Raw genomic sequence first — 21,602 nt, forward strand, 5'->3', positions numbered from 1 at the left:
CGGAGGGTGAGCACACGAAGTTGCGGGTTTCGATGGGGGCCTGGAACGCATGAACCCGGGCGGTCGGCCGACGCCGACCACCCGGTCAGTACTGTCGACACGAACCATCCCGCTGGATGACGCGCACAGCCATCGCCATGGGTACCGAGCTGTTCATCGAGTCGCCCGAGACCGAGGACGAGATGCGGCGCATCTGTGCAGCGTTCCGTGGCGTCGTCCCGTGCTGAGCAACCAGATGGAAGGGGGCCGTACGCCGCTGCCGGGCGTCCGGAAGCTCAAGGAGATGGGCTACACGCTCGCGATCTTCTCGCTCGGAACCGGGTTCGCCGCCGCGAAAGGCATCAAGGACCATCTCGACGTTCTGGCCGCCAAGGGCGACACCCGTGAGGCCCTCCACGGCATGGTGCTCTTCGACGATTTCAACAAGCTGATCGGTCTGGACGAACACGCCGAGCTCGAGAAGCGCTACCAAGGCGTGGACTGACGGCCGGCCGTCCCCCATCCCAAATCGCGCGGCGCCGGAACAACCCACCCTTGGTAGGCAAGAGGCCGGATCGAGTAGGTGAGGTCGGCCGGAGCCGGAGCGAGCTAGCGTCTGAGCTGCTTGCGTTTGAAGGGATTTCGCCATGTCATCGACTGAAGCCCTGCTCGCCATCGTCCTGCTACTGCTGATCCTCGCCGGTGTCGCGGCTGCGGCGTTCGGCCGATTCCGCCGTTCGTCGCGGCGGCGTGGATGGCGGCCCCGCGGCGCCGGCAGGACCGGCGGAATCGCGATGCATGACGGCAGCTCGATCGATCCGGCGGCGGTCGGCACGGCACCACCGCCCTCCCAAGAGCCGCCGTCGCCACCCACAGATGCCGATGCTGCAGGCGGCCCGGTCTATGCGACACCGGCCGGCGGCGACGTCTACCGGACGGATGACACGGACGCGCAACAGCCGGCCCATCAGCCACGGGCGGCCTCTGACCCGCAGTCGCAGTACCCCGCCGCGCAGCAGCCAGGGATCTGGGACACCACGCAGACCGAGGACTTCCGGCGGCGCTGGCACAAGGTGGAGAGCCGGTTCGTCCAGGACCCGCCGGGCAGTGTTACCGAGGCTCGGCAGCTGGTGGACGAGGCGGTGAAGGCGCTCGCCGAAAGCGTACACAGCCGCGAAGAGCAGCTCGAGCGCGGCAGCGCGCCGGCGTCCGACAGCATCGCGGACATGCGCAACTCCGTGCTGCAGTACCACCGCCTGCTCGATCGGTTGTTGTCCGTCTGAGCTGTCAGGCCTCTCCACGGCGGCACCCAGCCTTCACTCGGCGCCTACCTGGCCGCCTGCGACAAGATGTAGCCGGCGCGCTGAGCCGGACCGAGGTCGAGGCGCTCGCCCGCCCGCTCCTGGAGCGCACCGTCGACGTGGAGGGCCACGCCTGGGACGCCGGTGGTGCCGTTCTTCTCGGCGTCCCCGACGGCGCCGCCGCGAACGGCCCCCGTGGTCCCACCGGCGGTGCTATCGATGTTGGGGTCCGCGCCGCCGGTGCGGTCACGGCGGCGTCGCCCCTTGGCGGCCGCTGTCGCCGCCGTGGCCGTGCTCGCCGCCACCATGCTCTGGCGAGCGTCGCACGACGGCCCGGTGCAGGGTCTCGAGCTGGTCGCCGAGATGGACAGCGACCGTGGTGACGTCTCGAGCCTTGCGTTCAGATCTCGGTGACAAAGGTGGCCTGCGGACGGACGATGCGGATCACTCATCGGCGTGCGTCCTCCACACGATCACCGCGATGGAGCTGGCGGCCATGGTCTTGCCATCGGGGCTGAACGCCACCGCGAAGACCGCGCCCGTGTGGTCAGTAAGGGTGGCCAGGCGGCGGGGTGTGGCCGCGACGCTCACATCCCACACAATCACCGTCTTGTCCTCACCGCCAGCCGCCATGGTTTTGCCGTCCGGGCTGAACGCCACCGCGAACACCGCGCCCGTGTGGTCAGTAAGGGTGGCCAGGCGGCGGGGTGTGGCCGGGGCGCTCACATCCCACACGATCACCGTTTTGTCCTCACTACCAGTGACCATGGTTTTGCCGTCCGGGCTGAACGCCACCCCGTCCACCGAGCCCGTGTGGTTAGTAAGGGTGGCCAGGCGGCGAGGTGTGGCCGCGACGCTCACATCCCACACAATCACCGTCTTGTCGGAGCTGCCAGTGGCCATGGTCTTGCCGTCCGGGCTGAACGCCACCGCCTCCAACGAGCCCGTGTGGTCAGTAAGGGTGGCCAGGCGGCGAGGTGTGGCCGCGACGCTCACATCCCACACAATCACCGCCTTGTCGGAGCTGCCGGCGGCAATGGTCTTGCCGTCCGGGCTAAGCGCCATTACCGTCAGCCCGCCCAGGCTGCCGGTGATGGTGGCCAGGCTGCGGGGCGCGGCCGGGACGCTCACATCCCACACGATCACCGTGTCGTAGCTGCCGGTGGCCATGGTCTTGCCGTCCCCACTGAACGCCACCGCTTTCACTGTGCTCGTGTGGTCCCTGAGGGTGGTCAAACGGCGGGGTGTGGCCGGGGTGGTCACATCCCACATGATCACCGTATTGTCACGGCTGCCGGTGGCCATGGTCTTGCCGTCCGGACTGAACGCCACCGCATTCACTGTGCTCGTGTGGTCAGTGAGGGTGGCCACCCGGACAGGCGCGACAATCGATGTCACGGATCGGGTAGGGCTGAGCTTCACCGACTGGGTAGGACCGGGTACTGGTCCTGAGCCCGTGCCAAATGGATCACCCTGTAAGGCCACCACTGCGACCACGGCAACAATGGCCACGCCAACCGCGCCGGCGAGCCAGCCCGGGTAGCGGCGCACCCGCCGCCCGAACATACCGACGGTCGGAGTCACGGCCTCGGCCGTCGTATCCGGCAGGCCGTTGCCCGCGAGTGGGGGCTCGATCGATTCGGCGTGAGACTCAGGCAGCTCCAAAGCCTCGAGTATTTGGGCCTGCACAGCGGCCTGGACCGGCCGGCCAGCACCTAGCTCAGCCTCACCACCCTGCCCATGCTCGTCATGCCCAGCCAGGTCACGAAGCTGGGACACCTGCGAAACGGGCGCGGGCGACACCGGTACAGGCGAGGTCGGGGTGGGCAGGTCCGGCAGACCGGGCGCTGGCGTGTGCGGCGCCGGCTGTTGTGCCACCGTACGTCTCGAAGCAGCCAGCGGTACCGGCTCCGGCACTTCGTCCTTCGACGTTGGTTCCGCGGTGAGCGCCTCGGCGCGGTCGATGCGCAATGTGCCGCTGGCCACGATGAGCTCGGGTTGTTCGATCACCGTGGGCGCGACACCCAGCGATTGGTGGAGCAACGTGGCGGCCAGTGACATGCGGCTGGAGCCGCCGACGAGGAACACCGCGGCGATCTCCTCGACGCGGATCCCAGCGCTGCGAATGGCGAGCCGGGTCGCCGCGACCGTGCGATCCAGCAGCGGCCGGGCGAGGTGATCCAGCTGTTCCCGTCCGAGGACCGCCTCCAGTTCGAGGATCGGCACGAAGATCGTCGTCATCGAGGTGCGGGAGAGTTCCTCCTTGCCGGTGCGCACATCGTCCCAGAAGGCGCGCGACATCCGCTGGTCGACCGGCGCAGCCGGTGCGGTGAGCCGGCGCCAGCCCTCGGGGTTGTCGGCGCCGTGGATGGCGCCGAGGTACGCGACGATCGCCGCGTCGACGTCCAGGCCGCCGGCGTCGAGGATGCCCTCCTCGGACAGCACCTCGAACCCGTCGGCGGTGCGCCGCACCACGGACGCGTCGAACGTCCCCGCGCCGAAGTCGTACACCATCAGGCAACGACCCGGCAATACCGCGTGACCGAGGAAGTTTAGGTAGTAGGCCGCGGCGGCGACGGGCTCGGCGACGAGCCCTACCGGCGGCAGGCCTGCGATGGCGGCTGCCTCCAGCAGCGTTTGGCGGCGGCGGGCGCCCCAGCCCGCGGGGTGGGTCAGGACCAGCCGGTCGACCGCAACGCCCGCCACCCGGACCGCCTCGTCGTGCACCCGCCGCAGCACCGCGCCGATGAGCTCGGCGACCGGCACCGCCCGGTCGCCGAGCAGCACCTCGCCGTCGTCGATGCGGGACTTCGGGTGCTGCTCGAACGCCTCCGGGCGGCTCCGGGACGCCCGCACCGCGTCGCGACCGACGAGCAGCTCACCACCCTGCGTGACGCAGACCGCCGAGGGCAGCAGCGGTGTCTCACCGAACAGCAGCGGCACCGCCCGCCCGTCGTCCAGCCCGACGACCGCGACGGTGTTCGAGGTCCCGAAGTCGATGCCGAGCGTCACCATGGCCAGATCAATACCACAGCCGGACCACCAAGATCGATACGTTGCACCGCCTGACATCAACACCGCATCCGTTCGGCCGAGGCGGCCTCCGCCGAGCGGAGGGCACATTCCATGTCCATGCCGCCGCCATCACCGGCACGTTCAGCGTGGCCTGCTCCCCGCGCACGCGGTGCAGCTCGGCACGGTCGTCCACCGCCAACGCTCCGGTCGGTCACGGTACGGTGAATTGGAGTGTCCCCTCTTCTGGGGTTGCCCTTCCGTTACGTGTCCAGACGGCTGCTTCGGCGCCCACCTCAAGGGCCAGGTGCAGTGCCAGGGAGCAGGGTCCTGGTGGGAACGTCTTGCCGCCGGTACGCGCCAGCATGGCGTGTGAGCCGTCGGCGCTCCAGGCGAGCACGACGTCGTTCAGGGCAGGGGTTGGGTGCGGGCCCATTGGGGTCAGTGACCAGGTCAACCGTTCCCACGGCAGCGGCTCGGGCAGGTCCAGCACGAGCGCGACGGTACGGCCGTGGTCGGCGGCGGTGAGTACCTCGACCACGGGGGGTGCCGGCCGGTACGCCAGAGCGAGGGCGGCGGCCAGGCTGTCGTAGCTGTCGGCGGCTTCGGCGTGTTGCCGCTGCACCGCAGCGCCGGCGGCGGCGACCAGCGCCTGCAGGTCCACGGTGTTGTTGGCCGAGACCGCCGCGGCCAGCTCCTGCCGGGCACTGGTGAGATCTGCGGCGGCGCCCGACAATCCGTTGGCAGCGTCACGGGTGCGGCTCGCCAGTGTACTGGTGTCCACAGTGGCCGGTGCCGGCCAGGTCGTCCCGGTGAAGGTGGCCAGCATCTCGGGAAGGCCGGGGTAGGCCGAGGTGGTGAACCGCCAGGAGTACACGGTCGTGGCTGGTGCCGAGCGGACCACGAGGTCGCGCATTTGGCAGCCCTGTGGTGCGCGGATCCCGGACAGGAGACCGAACCGGCCCGGGCCGGCCGCGGCCGGTACGGTGACCTCCAGGTCGTCGATGCGTGCCGTGACGGTGTCGCTGGTGCAGGTCAGGGCCAGGGCGTAGTCGACCCCGGCGGTGACGGCGCCGTCGTCGTGCCACAGCACCGCGTGCGAGCCGGTGGATGTGGTCGACACCAGCTGCCGGCCGCCGCCGACGGTCAGCTCGAGTGCCACCCACCGGTCCGGCCCGCTGTGCCCGGCGACGAGCCCGAAGCTGCCCGGCCCGGCGGGGCGGGCGGTGCACGCGACGGTACAGGCAGCCACGTCGAGGTCACCGGCCAGCGCCACCACGGCCCCCAGTTCGATGGCTGGGCGGGCGATGGTGGCGATACCACCGGCGGCGGTACAGCTGTTCGCCTCGGATCCGGTGCCCAGTACCTGCTGCTCGAACGCGGCCAGGTCGGTGAACGGGTCGGTGAACAGCGGCCGGGTGGCGCTCAACCGGGCGGTCAGCGCGCGTCGCGCCGGCAGCAGCGTCCCGGCTGGCAGCGCGGCGTGCAGCAGGTCGTCGCCGCGCACCGTACCGGCGCCTGGCGTGCCCAGGCAGCGGGTCAATCGGGTCAGCCAGGCGGCGTCCGCGTCGGTGACGGTGGTTGTGGGCGCCTGTTGCCAGGCACAGTCGAGCACGATGTCGGCGCCGGTACCGTCGCGTACCGGCTGCCCGTCCTCGCCGTACAGTCGCAGTGTCAGGTCCCCGCCGTACAGCTGGGGTACCGCGTCGGTGCGGAAGGTGGCGCTGAGGTCGTAGGCCCGGAACACCGGCGCCGCGCCGGGATCGGGCACGGTTCGTTGCAGGTATGGCGTCAGGTCCGCCAGTACTCCGCCGAAGGGGAAGCCCGTAGCCGGCACCGGGGGCGGGCGCAGGCGGTCCGGCGGGATGGCCGGTGGCCCACCGGTCTGGAACCGCACGGTGTGGGTGTACGTCGTGTCCTGGACCGGGGTCCCGTCGGTGCTGGCCAGCCGGGCCCGGGTGGTGACCTCGAGCAGGTAGTGGCAGTCGGGCTCGAAGATCGGCTGGGTGTCGGCCCAGCGTTGCACGGCGGTGGTCAGCCGGGCGGTCTGCTCGGCGGCCGGGGTCCGCGCGGCCGCCGCCGGGCGCCAGCACAGCGCCGCCAGTCCGGCCTCGACCCCGATCGCCGGACTGGCCCCGATCGCGTCGACGGTGACCGCCTGCAACGCGTCGCCGGTCACGGTCAGGTCGCCTCCCTGACCCGCCGGCATCTCGCGGGTTGCGACGACGGTGCCGGCATTCCAACCGCTGAGCACCACCGGGCCGGCGATGGCCGCGACCTGTGCGGTGACCTCGGCCGCCGGTTCGGGAAGGGTGACCCATAGCCGCGACAGGGGTAGCCGCTGGCCCAGCATCAGAACGTGCCCGACGACTGGGAGGTTGACCACGGTGGGTGCGGCGCCGGACAGCACCGCCCCGTCCTGGAGCCACAGCCTGGGCATGACGGTACCGGCGCTCTGGTCGGTCCAGGTCAGGCAGATCGGCTCCGGTGGCGCCGAGCCGCACGGCCAGTCGGGCTGGCCGGCGAGGAAGTCGTCGGTCCACCGCCGTGAGCTGAAGCGGGTGAAGGCGAACGGGCTGCGGGCCATCAGTTGCAGCCGCGATCCGGCCACACCCGAGTCCGAGGCCGCGTCCGGGGTCCATGTCCCGAAGACGGTGCCGGTGACGTCCTGCCAGCCGGTGTCGGGTTGGCTGCGGCGGCGCCGGGACAGGGTGAGCCTGGTGATGGAGTAGTCGGCGGTGTAGTCGCCGATCACGGTGGTGGGTGCCGACGCCGGCGGGTTGTCGGCGATCGCGGTCGGGTCGCCCATCGGCTGGCCGAAGGTGAGCAGGACCCCGGCGTCGAGTGGCACCAGCGGCGCCTCGGCGTCGGGGTCCGGCTGCGTGCCGTCGATCAGAGGCGTCCAGGTTTCGGTACACAGTGGATGCTGGGCCAGCGCGCCCGACCACGGGTCCTCGACCAGCGGTACGGCCGGCTGGCGCCAGCTCAGCTCCAGGTCGACGTCCAGATCCTTCAGCGGGGGTGGAAGTTCGACCGTCACGGCCAGCCTGCCGGCCACCTCGTACGGGCTGGGCGCCTTGCCGGTCAGCCGGGACCGCACGGCCAGCCCGACCCCGAACGGGCCGAGGGCGACCTCGGCTGTGCCGCCCAGGTGCAGAGCCCCGGTCAGCTGGGCGGGGTGTTTCGACAGCGTCGCGGCGGCGCTGATCCAGCTGCGTACCTCGATGCTGGCCGGGCCGTAGCGCCACCGGTCCCCCCAGGACACGCCCAGCCCGGTGGCGATGCCGTCGGCGCCGAGCATCAGCCACGCGTCGGCGTGGAACAGGGACAGGACCTCGGCGCGGATCCGGGCCGAGGCCGGGGTGTCCTTGCCGATCCAGACGTGCCACGCGTCGGAGCGGTCGAAGTCGAAGAACGCCTCGGTGGCGGCGGCGATCGAGAGCACCACCGGCACGCTCCAGGATGCGTCGATGCCCAGCTGCAGGGTGGCCGCCCGGCCGTCCAGCGCGGCCAGCAGCCCCAGCGTGCCCTCCTGCGCCGCGGAGCCCGACAGCGCCGGGGGGATCTTGAGCAGGTCCGCGGTGCCCTGCAGCAGCAGCACCGGGCCGGGCAGTACGGCGACCAGCAGCGCGCGGGTGTTCACCGAGAACCCGGCGTCCGGCAGGGTACCGATGCTGGCGCCGGCACCGATCGCCCACGTGGCGGTCTCGGGCGCCCACTTGCTCGGTTCGGTGGCGCTGAACTCGACGGGGCCCTGCTTGTACCAGCCGTACCAGTCGCCGCCGGTGGCCGTCGGGGCCATGTTGACCGCCAGCAGCCCCTCCAGGCCGTACAGAGCGGTACCGGTGGCACCCAGCGGCAGCGGCAGGTCCACGCCCAGGTGCAGGAAGGCGTACACACCAGTGTCTTTGCGCCCGATGGTCAGACCGGCGTCGATACCGATGTCCAGCGGGTCCAGGCCCAGCCGTAGGGCGCCGGTGAACGACTTCGCCCCGGAGGCGTCGGTGACAAGTGCGACCTCGCCGGCGAGCTCGGCCACACCGGCCACAGTGAACCCAACTGCCAGGCCGTCCAGGGTGAGCTGCGGCGCCCGGGCCGGGTCGGCGGGGTCCCAGAGCACCCGCAGCCCACGCGCGCTCGCCCCGGCCGGGAGCAGCTCGGTCAGGCGTACCGAGCCGTCCACGCCCACCCAGCGGCGGCCGTCGTCCTCGGTACCGAATCCGATGCGGGTGATCTCCATACCGAAGCCGTACAGGTCCAGGGCGATCGGCTGGGGCAGGTCGATCCACCCGCCGGGGACGTGCACGTGCCCGTCCGGGGCGATCCGCAGGTCCTGCACCGCGATCGTCGGCCAGTCCAGCGCCGGCGCGCCGACTACGAGGTCCAGCTCCCCGGTGACCAGCAGCCCGGCACCGTCGCCGTCGCGGACCAGGCCGAGGCCGTCCAGCCGGATGTTCGCCACACCAGGGATGGACAGCTCCGCGATCGCCGGGGTGTTGACCGGCAGAGGCGTGCCGCTCGCGTCGACCGCCCGCGGGGAGTCCGGGGTACCGGTGACCGTCGCGGCGAATCCGCCGTCGGCGTCGACGGTCAGGGACGCCGTGAGCAGCTGGTCGAAGAACGGTACGGCCAGCGTCCCCATGACCGCCGCGCCGGTGACCACGTCTTGCTGGATCTGCAGCTCCAGCGAGTCCAGGCCGAACGCGAAGCCCAGCAACGTACCGGCACCCTCTCCGGAGGGGGTCAGCCCGTCCCAGACCGGATCCCAGCTGCCGGTGAAGGCGCCGGAGAAGCCACCGGTACCGATCGCCCCGTCGACAACCTCGATACTGTCCGGGGTGATGCCCGCCACGTCCAGCCCGTCGGGGAAGTAGACGGTCGCGCTGTCGAACAGCAGGCCGCGGAAACCCTCCACCGCGGTGTCCGGCGGCGGCTGCTCGCCGCTGAACGACAACCGCGCCCCGGTCGCCTCGATGACGAACCCGGTGTCGCCCAGCCGCAGCGGCGGGATCGACAGCGCGACATCCTCGGAGAACGTGATCCCACCGGACCCGTCCAGCTCGACCAGGCCGGCGGTGAACCCGATCGTCGCCTGCGCCCCGGTCGGCTCCCAGCGGCCGGAGCTGTTGTCCACCGGTACCAGGAAGGTGGAGTCGATCACCAGGTCGGCGCCCAGGCCGAGCAGCCGTGCCCGGAACGGGCCGGTCCAGTCGAACTCGACGGTGAGGTCCGAGCCGTCCGCGGCCGGGAGCAGCTGCGCGGTGATGATGTCGATGCCGGGCAGCGCCAGGGTCAGCTCGGTGCCGAGTTCGACCTGGATCACCGCGGTGCTCACGCCGCCGGTGACCCGGGTGCTGTGGCCGACCACGGCCAGCTCGGACAGATCCGGCTTCGGGAACAGGTTCTCCGCCCACCCGGTCAGGTAGTCGGTGACCGGGATCCACATGCCGACGGTCATCGCAGTCTCCCTATGGTTCGAGGTTCCACGGGACTAGGTACCTGTCGTTGAAGTGCTGGTACGACTCCTCCGGCGTGGGCGGACTGCCACCGGCGGCCGGATCGCTTGTCGTCAGCTGAGTCAGATAACCTTCCACAGATGGATAGGTGGCCGTTTGGAGTTGGGGTGCGGGCCAGCCAGTTGGCCCACTGAGTAGCCAGTTACTGGGATTGCCGTAGTAGGCGCTGACCGCATCGGTGAACAACCAGCGGAACATCCGCTGCAACTGCCCCAGGTCACGATGCTTGTTCCTCAGCCAGTCGTCCAGGTACGCCTGGGCTGGACGGAACCGACCGGAGGTCGGGCCGGTATCGATACCAAATCCCGGGAATTTCGTGGTATCGAGCAGGTACGTCGCTTGCGCCAGCGCGACCGCACCCTCCACGGCACGGACCTGAGCTGGTGTGAATCTGCTGAGGCTTTGCGGACTTGACGTCGGCGACAGCAGTGCGAGGTAGATCGCGGCCGGGTGACCTACCGAACCATGCTTCTTCAGCGACGTATGGCCGCGACGGTAGATCTTGACGTATCCCATCAGGCACTCGACGAATTCCGCGAGACCCTCGTCCAAGGCGACGCCGGAGTTGATGACAGCGCCAGCCGTGTGGCCGGGCCACGTCGGTGGCGAACCTTGAATGGTATTTGTGACGGCGATCGCAGCGTAGGTGGCGTTCAGTGTCCCGGGGCTGGGCAGGGCCGATCCCAGCCAGTTGACGATCGCGTGCCCGTACTCGTGGGGAACCACGTTGGAGCAGAACCATGAGCTGTTCGACGGAAGTGTCGTCTCGGTGCGGTCTGGTCTCTTGGCATCAGCCGCCAGGGCCACCGTCACGGCCGTCGAACTCGTAAGCGCCAGCTGGAAATCGTGGCGCTGCGGGAGATTGACCGAGTCGCCTTTGAGCAGGACGACCGCGTCGTGGGTCAGTTTTGCGCACTTCAACGCGTGCAACGCCGCGGCGTAGGCGGTGTTCCCCGTGGCGAAGTTGTTCCTGTCGGCATCCACCACGAACGTCGCCGGCCCTTCGGCGGCGCCGACCACGCCACTGTTGAATCCGACGAAAAGCAACGGAACCCTGGCATTGCTGGCCAGGAAGTCCCCGGCCGCGAACACCGGACTTGGTACGTTGCTCCCATCGCTGAGGGCGAACAGCGTCCCGGTGCTGCCGCCGCCCACCGAGGGCAGACCGACGATGAGCGCCAGTCCCAACCGGACCGCGGTACCCGGCACCACGTCATCGAAGACGACCCCGCTGACCTCGCCGTCGTCGTCGGTGACGAAATAGGCGACCGGGTTCGCGGCAGTCTGATAGAGATCCAACCTGTGGCCAGCGGCGACCGGATAGGTGTCTGTCCTGCTTATGGTGTACGTGGCACCGGACGTGAGGTTGGTTGTCCGTTTGAACCAGTCGACCCGAGGCTGCTGGTACGCGGCGGCCAGGCGCACCTTGGTCCCGATCCAGTACGCCACCGGTTGCGACAACGTGCCCAACTGCAACGCTTCCAAGCCGGTCCACGAGCCTGGCGTGATGCTGTCCCTGGCAGTCCAGCCGGCGCTGTTCCAGACGAGCCGTTGACCCGGTGGATAGACCCGCTTCTCGGTACGCGACAGCCGGATCTGCTGGCCGGCAGGGAACTCTGCCCGGATGTGGAACGTGGCTGTCCGCACACTCGGGCGGGGCACCTCCAGCACGCCGCCCGTAGCGGCCTCGCGCCAGGTCCACTGCGTACCAGTGATCTCGCTGCCGAGCAGGCTGTCGATGAGTCGGACCGTGTCCGGCTGCAACGACCGGGGGGCGCCCTTCGGATCGGAGGCCGAGGACTGGTCCACATCCCACACCTCGAAACGCAGGTAGAACCGAACTGGAACGTTGTCGGTGAGAACGCCGCACCCCGCGACGACCGGATGGGCGGGCAAGAGGTCGGGATCGGCGATCGCGAGGGCCGCGAGGCTGGCGGCCGCCGGCAGTGGTGTGCCGTCGGCGCCGAAGGTCCAGACCCGAAGCCGGCTCCAGTCGCCGTCGGCGGTGGCCAGCCCGAGGGCGGTCTCGGCCGGTACCGACTCGGCCCAGGTGCCAGCCATCATCCGTTGTTTCCAGGTGTGCAGGGCGATGTCGGCACGCTGATCGGGATCGGTCCGGCGGTGGCACTCGTCCGCCCTCGGCTTCACCCCGGGTACCTCGCCGTTGTGCCAGCGGTTCAGCAGGCCACCATCATTGTCTGGATCGACGCTGTCTGGATCATCGACCGAGCGGCGGTCGACACCTTCGAGTACCCAGTAGACCGGCACCGGCGAGCCCGGCGGCAACATGTCCGCCAACGGCGATTTTCCATGGAGCGCGCTCACCACCCAGGCGTCCTGATCGAACGGGCCGACGACCTGCGGCCAGCCGTCCTGGACCAGGAGTTGCCCAGCGGGTAGGTACGACACCGTCGCCGCCTCTGGGGTGATGATCGTGTCCAATGTGGATGGCGGATCGTCTGGCGGCGTCTGGAACACGTTGCCAGGCCGAGCCGCGACGTCAACGGCGTCGGGGTCGGTGGCTGCGGTCACTACCACCTCCGTCCGGAGCGAGTCGTACTCGCCGGGTATCGGAAGGATCAGGGGCGGGACGATACCGACAGAGCTGATCACGGGCCCTCCTCCACGGCCGGTACGGTGACCGGGTTCCACCGGTACCGCTGCTCGTTGCCGGTGATGTCACGGGCCCGGATCCGGTAGGTGGCGGCCCCCGATCCCGGGTCCTCGTCGGTCCAGCCGAATTCGCGCGGCCCCGCGGTGGGGGGCAGCCAGCCGCTGCGCGAGGTGAAGATCCGCTCCGTGCCGCGCTGCCGTTCCACCATGCAGAGCACCCCGTCCTGCTCGACGGTCCAGCCCAGCAGGACCGTGGCTCCGTCGCGTACCGCCTGGGTCCAGGCCGGCGGCTCCGGTGGTTCGGTGTGGATCGGCTGGGCCGACACCACGGCCGTCGGTGCCGACACGTTGCCGGCCCGGTCTACGGCGGCGACCCGGTAGTACCACCGGCTCAGCGGCGCCAACCCGTCGTCGGTCCAGCCTGTCCACAGTTCCTGGTCGCCCGGGGCGTCGGCGCCATTGGCCGCCACCTCAACATAGGGCGGCAGCCGCCGCACGTCGGTCAGCTCGGCCACGTCGGCTGCGCGCCAGATCCGGTATCCGGCGAGGTCCGGCTCGGTGCCGCTGCGCCAGGCCAGGGACACGGCATCCTCCTCGCCGAGTATCGACAGCAGTGTCGGCGGCTTGGGTGCGGTGACGTCGCGCAGCTCGACGATCGGCATCGTGGCGCTCCACGGACCGGCGGTGCCGGAGGCGTCGACGGTGCGGATCCGGTACAGGAAACGGCCGGCCCCGCGGCCGTCCATCGTGTCCACATAGGACGGGCCGGGTACGGTTCCCGGGTGCGCCGGCTGAAACGGCTCCCGGTGCGTGTCCAGGTCGGCCAGGTTCATCACGGCCCGGTTGCTCAACCGCGGGTAGTACCAGGCCGACCAGTCCCGCCACGCAACCGCCACCTCGGCGGCGACATCCGCCGGCAGCGTGGCCGGATCGGCGGCTAGATCGGCGAGGGTCACGGACGGATGCTCCTGCGCCAGCCACGGCAGCGACCCGGCGTCGTCGGGGAACGGGCCGTCGGCGTACGGCCCGCGGCCGGTGCGGCGCAGCGACAGGTCGTAGGCGAACAGCGCGGCGGTGCTGGTCCGCAGCACCCGGTACCCGACCACGCCACCGACCGCCGCCAGCGGTACTGCCCAGCGGGCCCGCCCGTACCAGTCCGCCGGCTCGGCCTGCACCGCTGGCAGGTCGCCGTCGATGTCCGGCGGCCGGGTCACCGGCAACGCCGGTGGGGGTACCCGGTGCGGGACCGCCAGCCGGGCGGCCCGCCCGGTCGGCCCTTCCCGGCCCGGCCGCGCGCCCAGCCCACCGCGCCGGGGCGCCGCCCAGCGCGGGTCGTCGGCCACCGCCGGATCGCCGTCGGACGCGGCAACGCCTGCGAAGCCGACCGCGAACGCCTCGCCGGCTTCGGGTACCAGCGTCGCCCCGGGCAGCCACAGCTGGTACCGGGCGCCGGCCCACACCGTGCACCGGTCCCCGACAGCCGGCAGTGTGACGCCGCTGTCGTACCGCGCGGCCACGCCGATGCCGACGACCGCGGACCCGTGGTTCTGGGTGAGCACCGGGTAGGCGACCCCGTGCGACAAGAGCAGTCCCGCGACCGGGGTCACGGTCAAGTCCGGCGTCGCGGGCCCGCTGATCGCCAGGTCAACCGGTTCGGATAGGGTCACCTCGGCCCCGTCGGCCGACGTCACGACCGCGGTGAGCGTCGCGGTGACCGGTACCGGCAGCTGGGCGGGGGTGATGGCGGCGCGCAGGTCGAAATCGGCCGGCCGGCCGAAGCCCACGTACCGTCCGACGGCCGGGGACAGGGTGATGCTGCACGGGCCAGTACCCGGGCGCGACAGCGGGGCGGCCAGGTGGGCGACATCGACGCTGATGCCGGTACCGCTGCCGTGGCCGAGGATCGGGTAGGAGACCGAACCCAGCCGCAGGAGCTGGCCGGTGAGGGCGTCAGCCGGGCCCGGCCAGTCCAGGTCGGTACCCAGGTGGCTGCGGTCACCGTCGCGGGTGGCCTCGATGACGGTGCCGGAAAGCACGTTCGGGTCACCGCGGCGTAGGTAGACGCGGAACTCGCCGGTGGCCTCGACCGCCGGGGCGGCCAGCCGCCGCCCGGCCGGCCAGGTCCAGCCGGCCAGCACACCCGCCGTGGCGCCGCACAGGGCCCGATCAGCCTCGGACAGGGTCGGGTCGGCCGGGTCGAGGTAGCCGGCGGTCATCGCCTCGGGCGCGCCGGGCGTCGGCGCGTGGTCGACCTGCACGGTACGTTCGCCGGTCCACGGTCCGAGTCGGCCGAACGCGTCGATACCCCGGACCCGTACCGCGTACCAGCCCGGGTTCTCGACCGTGTGGGTCCACCGCTGCGGCACGGCGGGACCGGGCCACGGGCCCGTCGCATCGCGGTCGCGGGCCACGGCCAGCGGCGGCCGGTCCGCTCCGACCACGGTGAACGGGCCGTGCGCGGCCGGCGCATCCGAGTCACCACGCGGCGAGAGGGCCACCTGCGCCCGCACCGGCAGCCCCGCGTCCCGGATGTCGCCGGCCACCTGCCAGTCAAGGCCAATGACCCCGGCCGAGGCCGGCAACCGGCCGTCCGGGCCCGGCTGGGCCACGTCGGCATCGGCGCCAACGTCCACAACGGACATGGCACCGGCCGGTGTGCGGTCGGCAGCGGACACGTTCCACGCGTACCCCGCCTGATCGCCGACCGGCCCGGCGGTGTCGGACACCTCCACCTCGACCAGCTCCAGCGGTCCTTCGGTCCACGTCACGATGTCGAATCCGCCGGCATCCTCGATCGCAACCTGCTGGCCCGCGTCGCCGGTGACCGAGGCGACGGGCAGGCTGCCCCGCGCGGCGGTGAAGACGATCCCGTCCGCACCCGCCGGCGCCGCCAGGCGCAGCCGGACCGACCTGGTCCCCGCCGGCAGGATCAACCCGGCCGGGGCACCCGGCAGTGGCCGCTGTACCCGCAGCACGGCACCCTGCGATCCGTCCGGCGCGGCCAGCACCTCCAGCCCGCCGCTGCCCGCCACGGTCAGCTCACCGGCCCGCAGCACCCCACCACCGATCGTCCCCGGAAGCACGGTGTCGAACCCGGTGACAACCCCCGGACCGGGTACCGGGCCGTAGTGCGCCACCACCCGGTAGTCCCAGCGGCCGATCACGTCAGGGTCGCGAAAGGTCAGACCCAGCATCCGGGACACGTCCGGGTCGAGAGCGGCCAGCGCGAGCACCGTCGTGACCGCAAGCCCGAGCCGTGGCGCCGCCCCGGCCGCTGTCGACGACGCGGCCGTTGCCGGCAGCCGGGCGCCGGGACCCTCGCGCAGCAGCAACTCCACGGCGGCTCGGGGCAGCTCGGCGAAGTCGGCGGCCAGTTGATCAGCGACCCCGGTCGGCAGGCCGCCGGGAAGCCGGGACCTGGCCCGGGTCACCGTCGCCGCCCGGTCGTCGACCAGGTCGAGCTGGTTGCGGCTGCCCGGTGGTACCAGCGGCAGCAGTATCGGACTGCTGGTCAACGGTCGCCAACCCTCCCACAGACCGGCCAGCCCAAAGTCCAACGTGCACACGACGAGGTCCTCGCCATTGATCCGGGCGGCGGTGATACCCGTGGCCCACAGCTCAACCGACCAGCCGGTGGCGGTCGCGTCGGCGGTTCGCCGGGCCAGTACGGCATCCGGTCCGGCAGCCGGTCCGGTCACCTCGATCACCGGCGGCGTACCGGTGCCGGAGGCACGTACAGCCACCGCGGACTCGCGGCATCCGACGGTGAGGGTACGGGCACCGGGCAGCGCGAGGCCGACCACCGGGCGGCAGGCGGCCGGATCCAGCCTGATCGGCCCGGCCGAGACCGCGAGGGTGAACGACCCCCAGGACCAGGTCAGCCCCGACTCCGGCCGGCCGGCCTGCTCGAACGACACCGCCAACCACTCCGGCGCCTGGTGCGCCCGCCGGGCCACGTCGTACCCGCCGACCGGGAAACCGAGCCCGGGCTCGATGCTCCACAGCAGATGGACCCCAGGCGCCAGGACAGTCCCGTCCACGCACCGGTCATCCCCGCGGGATCCGATGACCAGGACCGCCGGTCCGAGGTCGCTCATCGACCACACCGGGCCCAACCGGCGGCATCCGTAGCCGGCGTGGCGTCGAGGTCACCGGACCACCAGTGCATCGATCTAGACCCAGGCGTAAATCTCGCAGCCCGCGGGCCGGGTCCATCAGGCAGCGCGGCATGCCGGTGGCCGGGAACGCGGACTCGTTGGCGCCGACCGCCGGGATCACTTGGCAGCCGAGCAAGCCACACAGCCCCTGTGATGCGGATCATCGGAGTGCCTTCCGGTCGGTGGCACCGGACGTGGGCCACTACCGGGGAGCGTCCACCCCGCGCTCGGGGGCGACTATGGCGTAATACCCACAACACCTGTCAGGTGCACGACACCCAAGGTTCGCCGCGAACGACCAAGGCGCCAGCTGGGAAGTGTCACTGCACGTCGAGCCGTACCAGCACATCGGTGCCACACCGCGACGAGCTGAACGTCGGCGACATCGTCCGCGAACCCATTGCGTACCCCCTGGGTGCGGGGGCGGCTGAGGGCGACGACATCATCACCTCTGCCCGGCCAGGGCGAGCCCGGCCACCGACGAGATCAGGTGCGGGGACCCCTCCCAATCCATGTCACCTGTGGTGGGCGGGTCCACGTCGACAGGCGCAACTCCGCTGCGGCGGTCGTTGGATGTTCACAACGCCGCCTGGAGTTACCCGCGCACCCCTTGATCACACCCACAGCCGGTCCAGGTCACTGCGTCCAACGCCCGGCTCATACACCGGACCCAGAACCAGAACACAAGATCGAATGCGTTCAATTCGGCACGACAGGACGCCTCGGCCTCGCCGAGGCTGGTCATAGTCGGTGACGAGGTCGAGCCGCCACCGCGTACCAACGGCGACATGTCCGCCCACCTGATCAAGCGGCTGGTTCTGGTGGGTGGACGTTGGCGTGTCGGTGGAAGTGCCGGGCGCTGCGGAACCTGCTGATCAGTTCGACGCGAAGTTCCACTGCGGGGGCAGGGGGCTGTCGCACTGGGCACAGGTGGAGTCGTTGTCCTGCACGACGTTGCGGTCGCCGCACGCCAGGCAGCGCCGGAATATGACCTTATCGGTGAAGTCGTCTGGATGCGGTACACCGACTCGATCGAGCGCTTCGGCAACGGCCGACCAGGAATCCGGATCGGGGCAGTAGCCGGTCGACTGGTTGGTTACCTGGACTACGCGCCATCCGGATCCGACGGCAGCGAAAGCGATCTCGCCCGCTGCGAGGACTTCCCGGCCACCGGCCAGCGTGGTGCTGGCGTCGCGGTCTTGGTCAAGGCAGTCGCCTGAAAACATCGCTACCCTGCAGGCACCGCGACAGGCGCCTGCAGGGTAGCGGCAAGGCGGTGGTCAGCTACCGCCGGGTCCACTTCTGGTTGCTCCCACCGTTACAGGACCAGAGCTGCACCACGGTCCCGTCGGCGGTGCCCTTGCCGCTCACGTCCAGACAGAGCCCAGACAGTCCGTTGGTGATGGTCCCGTCGCTGTTCAGGTGCCACACCTGACTGGGGGTGCTGTTGCAGGTGTAGGTGATGACCTGGGTTCCGTTGGTGGTGCCGTTGCCGGCGGCGCCCAGGCACTTCCCGGCGATCTGGAGCTGGAGGGCGCTCGTGTAGGTGTACTGCTGGTTGGCATTGCCGGTGGTGCACGTCCAGATGTACTGCTGGATGCCGTTTGCCGGGTTGCCGCGGTCGTCCAGGCACTTGCCCGACCCCTGACCGACGATGGTGGTGGTGGAGGGCGGCGGGGTGGAGGAGGGCGGCGGGCTGGACGGTGGGGTGGTGATACCCGGGTTCCAGGTATAGGTGGCGACGCCCTTGGCCGGGAGGCTGTCGGTGAAGGACTGTCCGTGCCAGCTCGTGGTGAACGATTGCTGTGCCGTCGAGGTGTTGTCGACGACCAGGACCTCCGACCCGTCCGGGTTGCGGAACGCGACGTCGTTGAGGGACGCGGTGGTGGTGGAGGCGATGCGCTGGGCCCCTGGTACGACGAACTTGCTGAAGTGGCCGATGACGTAGTAGTCGAGATTGTAGGTGATGGCGCCGGTGCTCTGGTTGATCGTGACCATCGGGGTGCAGGCGCCGCAGCCGCCGGAGATGACCGGACCGTTGTTGGTGTCCTCGGCGATGTTCCACATCGTCGCCGCCTTCGCCCAGTTGCGGGTGCTCTGGATGAAGGTCTCGGCCGTCGACTGCGGGGCGATACCGCTGGAACACTCGGTTTCGTAGACGTCCTTGGTCGGGAAGCTGCTGTGCATGGTACCCAGGGCGCCGAGGTTGCCCGCGTAGCAGTGCCAGGCGGTACCGGCGAGGTACTGGGCGGCGGTGGCGTCGTTCAACAGCGGCACACCGAAATTGCTCATCACGTTGGTGTTGAAGTCGACCCCGAGGACGACCGGATGCAGACCCGCCTGGTTCAGTGCCGGTCCGAGATTGTTGGCGAGGAAGGCCGCTTCATTGGCCTCGCTGAAGTTCATGTTCGGGTAGCTGCCGCTGTAACCCGGCTCGTTCTGCGGCGTGATGGCGTAGATGTTCACGCCTTGGGCGGCATAGGCCTGGAGGAACTTCACGAAGTAGTTCGCGAGCGGGGCGTAGCTGCTACTCAGTAGAGTGCCGGCTCCGTTGACGTTGCTCATCTGGCCGTTGGCCTTCATCCAGCCCGGCGGGCTCCACGGGTTGGCCATCAGCTTCAGCGCCGGATTGAGCTGCGCTGCTTCCTTGAGGTCCGGAATGATGTACGACAGGTCATGCGAGATGGAGAACTGGGCCAGCGTCGGGTCGGTCTGGCCGGAGGGCATGTCGTCGTACGAGTACGGCTGCGCGGTCGCGGAGAAGTCCGACGCTCCCATCGGCACCCGTACCCAACTCATCCCGATCCCGTTGGTCGGGCTGAACAACGCGCCCATCAGCTGGGTGTGGTTGCTGGCGCTGAGCTTCGTCGAGATGAGCCAGGCCGACGTGTCGGTCATCGCGGCCCCGAACCCGGCCATCGTCTGATACGTGGTCGTGTCGTCGACGGTGATGGTGGCGGCGGCGGAGTTCGTGGTGAAGCTGAGATTCGGCTGGGCGGCCAGCCGGCTGCTCAGATTGCTGGTGGTCAGCCACTTCTGAACGGTCACGGCTGAATCAGCCGAGGCGGACGATGACACCAGCGCGATGGTTGCTGTGCCGAGGGCGCCAGCCAGCGCAGCAGCGATCGCCGCTCGGACCGCGCGGGTACTCGGTTTCATGATCTTCCCTTCCGGCGTGAGTGGCCTGATCGCCACCGAGGGGTGTGGGTTGTCCCGGTGCACGAACTACGGAGCCAGGGCGGTCGGGTCACTGTCGGACGCCGCGGCGGACCTCCGGTCGCCGCAAATGCCGACGCGCCACGCTCGCCGACAATGGCTTCGTGATGTGAGCGTTAACATAACGCAGCCGAAACATCACTGCAATGGGCATTGACCGCTGATAATGGGGCGGAAATGCGTTACGACAGTCGCCAGTCGGAAGTCGCTCGACAAAACACCGCTGCTCCACCGGCTCGACCGCGGTGGACGTGACAGGACGGCGGCGACGGCGGTCCGTTGCCGGGTGTGGGTTGGTGCGCGTCTTCGCGGAACGTGTCGTCGCCGACCTCTGCAGCACGTCCTGGTACCGCTGGCGGATCGCCTCAGCGCCGGCGTGGGCGCCAACCGGCACATCAGCAACATGATCAACGAGCTCGACCTGGACCTGCTGCTCCTAATACTCCAGCCGCACTTCAAGTAGCCCGAGTCTTCGCTGGTAGTGGCTGGTTCTTGCTCTGAATTGGTGACGCCTTCGCCATCGTGACCATCGATCGATATGATCAACGGGCCGAACTACCGCGATCAGGTGTGCCAGGAGACGTCGGACCTCACCGAGGGTGAGGCGGATGAGGCCGTCCCGTTCTGGCTCATCGCCCCCTTTTCGGCGTTCGTGGCGGTGACAGCGAGGAACGCGTGGGCCACCATAACGAGAGTTATGTGGCGGTACCAGGCGTCGTAACGGCGAACCTGATAGTGGTCAAGACCGACCTCGTTCTTCGATGTCTGGAAGCACTCCTCGATCGCCCAGCGTGTCCCGGCGACCCTGATCAGTTCCTCGTCGGTGGTATCGGCGGGGCCGTAACACAGGTAGTAGGCCAGTTCGGTGGGTTTGGTGATGTTGCGCCGGACCAGCAGCCAGCGGGCGTGGCCGTGTTCGGCGGTGCCGGTGTCGGGCAGGGTAGCGACGGCCCAGTCGTACAGGCGTGGACCTTTGACGCCATCGCCGCAGCTACGCCGTTTCCACGCCAGTACCGGCGCAGCGTCGGCGCGGGCGCTGCCGCGCTCAGTCGGGATCCTCTGGTTCTTCGCCACGGCCAGGACATATCCGGTCCGGCGTTGCTGCAGCCAGTGCCGGAACTTCGCGTCCTTGCCGTATGCCTCATCCGCGGTGACCCACTTCGCGGGCAGACCGGCGTCCATCGTGCGAGCGAGCATCCCCAGGCCCAGCGCCGGCTTGGTCGCGAAGCGGACCTCGTCGCCGATGCCCGCATCCCGACGGCGCGGCAGATCGTCGCACCAGGTGCGAGGCAGATAGAGCTCACGGTCCAGCAGCAGCCGGCCCCGCGGGCTGGCATAGGCCAGGAACACCCCGAGCTGGCAGTTCTCGACCCGGCCGGCCGTGCCCGAGTACTGCCGCTGCACACCCGCGGACCGGACGCCCTTCTTCACGAACCCGGTCTCATCCACAATGAGCACCCCGTCCGGGTGACCGACCTGTTCGGCGGTATAGCCGCGCAGATCGTCCCGGACCGCGTCCGCGTCCCAGCAGGCAGCGTTGAGCAGCCGCTGCATCTTGTCCGGCGTCCGGTCACCCGCTGCCTCGGCCAGGGTCCAGCCGTTCTTGTCCGCCAAAGGCGACAGCAACCCGAGGAGGTAACTACGCGCCTGACGGCGCGGCTCCACCCGACCGAACCGCGGCGCAAGAACCGCCATCAGATCATCAAAGCCGGACAGCCAACCGGGAACCGCCGCAATCGACACGAGGCGCCAGTCTACATAGGACGATCAACGAGCCTGCTCCGGTCCGGCCAACACGCTCATAACGC

The 21,602-nt window shown here is 70.0% G+C and carries 10 protein-coding genes; 2 read left to right on the forward strand and 8 right to left on the reverse strand.

Annotated elements, in window-relative coordinates; translation table 11 throughout:
- The first annotated feature begins 220 nt into the window (after positions 1-220).
- Both ACPPVO_RS24815 and ACPPVO_RS24820 read left to right on the forward strand, forming a co-directional pair.
- Positions 221-484 (forward strand): hypothetical protein, encoded by a 264-nt coding sequence (locus ACPPVO_RS24815; protein WP_426513540.1) that lies wholly within the window; start codon positions 221-223, stop codon positions 482-484.
- A 142-nt stretch (positions 485-626) separates the two neighbouring features.
- Positions 627-1,262, forward strand: a complete 636-nt coding sequence (locus tag ACPPVO_RS24820) for a hypothetical protein (RefSeq protein ID WP_426513541.1) — start codon at positions 627-629, stop codon at positions 1,260-1,262.
- 44 nt (positions 1,263-1,306) lie between these two features.
- Here the strand turns inward: ACPPVO_RS24820 and ACPPVO_RS24825 are convergent, their stop codons facing one another.
- From ACPPVO_RS24825 to ACPPVO_RS24860, 8 genes are all read right to left on the reverse strand, one after another.
- Complete coding sequence (locus tag ACPPVO_RS24825; RefSeq protein ID WP_426513542.1) at positions 1,307-1,588, reverse strand: hypothetical protein; 282 nt, start codon at positions 1,586-1,588, stop codon at positions 1,307-1,309.
- 136 nt (positions 1,589-1,724) lie between these two features.
- A complete protein-coding gene (locus ACPPVO_RS24830) occupies positions 1,725-4,295 on the reverse strand; it encodes an Hsp70 family protein (protein WP_426513543.1) in 2,571 nt (856 codons plus the stop codon).
- Positions 4,296-4,506: 211 nt separating this feature from the next.
- A complete protein-coding gene (locus ACPPVO_RS24835; protein WP_426513544.1) occupies positions 4,507-9,750 on the reverse strand; it encodes a hypothetical protein in 5,244 nt (1,747 codons plus the stop codon).
- Positions 9,751-9,760: 10 nt separating this feature from the next.
- Positions 9,761-12,421 carry a hypothetical protein gene (locus ACPPVO_RS24840; RefSeq protein WP_426513545.1) on the reverse strand — a complete coding sequence of 887 codons (2,661 nt, stop codon included), beginning with the start codon at positions 12,419-12,421 and terminating at the stop codon, positions 9,761-9,763.
- Positions 12,418-16,518 carry a hypothetical protein gene (locus tag ACPPVO_RS24845; RefSeq protein ID WP_426513546.1) on the reverse strand — a complete coding sequence of 1,367 codons (4,101 nt, stop codon included), beginning with the start codon at positions 16,516-16,518 and terminating at the stop codon, positions 12,418-12,420. Before ACPPVO_RS24845 ends, ACPPVO_RS24840 begins: the two co-directional genes overlap by 4 nt.
- A 935-nt stretch (positions 16,519-17,453) precedes the next feature.
- A complete protein-coding gene (locus tag ACPPVO_RS24850; RefSeq protein WP_426513547.1) occupies positions 17,454-17,804 on the reverse strand; it encodes a hypothetical protein in 351 nt (116 codons plus the stop codon).
- Positions 17,805-17,862: 58 nt separating this feature from the next.
- The gene (locus ACPPVO_RS24855) at positions 17,863-19,626 is read right to left on the reverse strand and encodes a ricin-type beta-trefoil lectin domain protein (protein WP_426513548.1); all 1,764 of its coding nucleotides are present in this window, start codon (positions 19,624-19,626) and stop codon (positions 17,863-17,865) included.
- A gap of 732 nt (positions 19,627-20,358) precedes the next feature.
- Entirely contained in the window at positions 20,359-21,489 is a 1,131-nt protein-coding gene (locus ACPPVO_RS24860; protein ID WP_426514690.1) for an IS701 family transposase, read from the reverse strand.
- Positions 21,490-21,602: the final 113 nt, after the last annotated feature.

Source organism: Dactylosporangium sp. McL0621 (assembly GCF_049995355.1).
Classification (GTDB): Bacteria; Actinomycetota; Actinomycetes; order Mycobacteriales; family Micromonosporaceae; genus Dactylosporangium.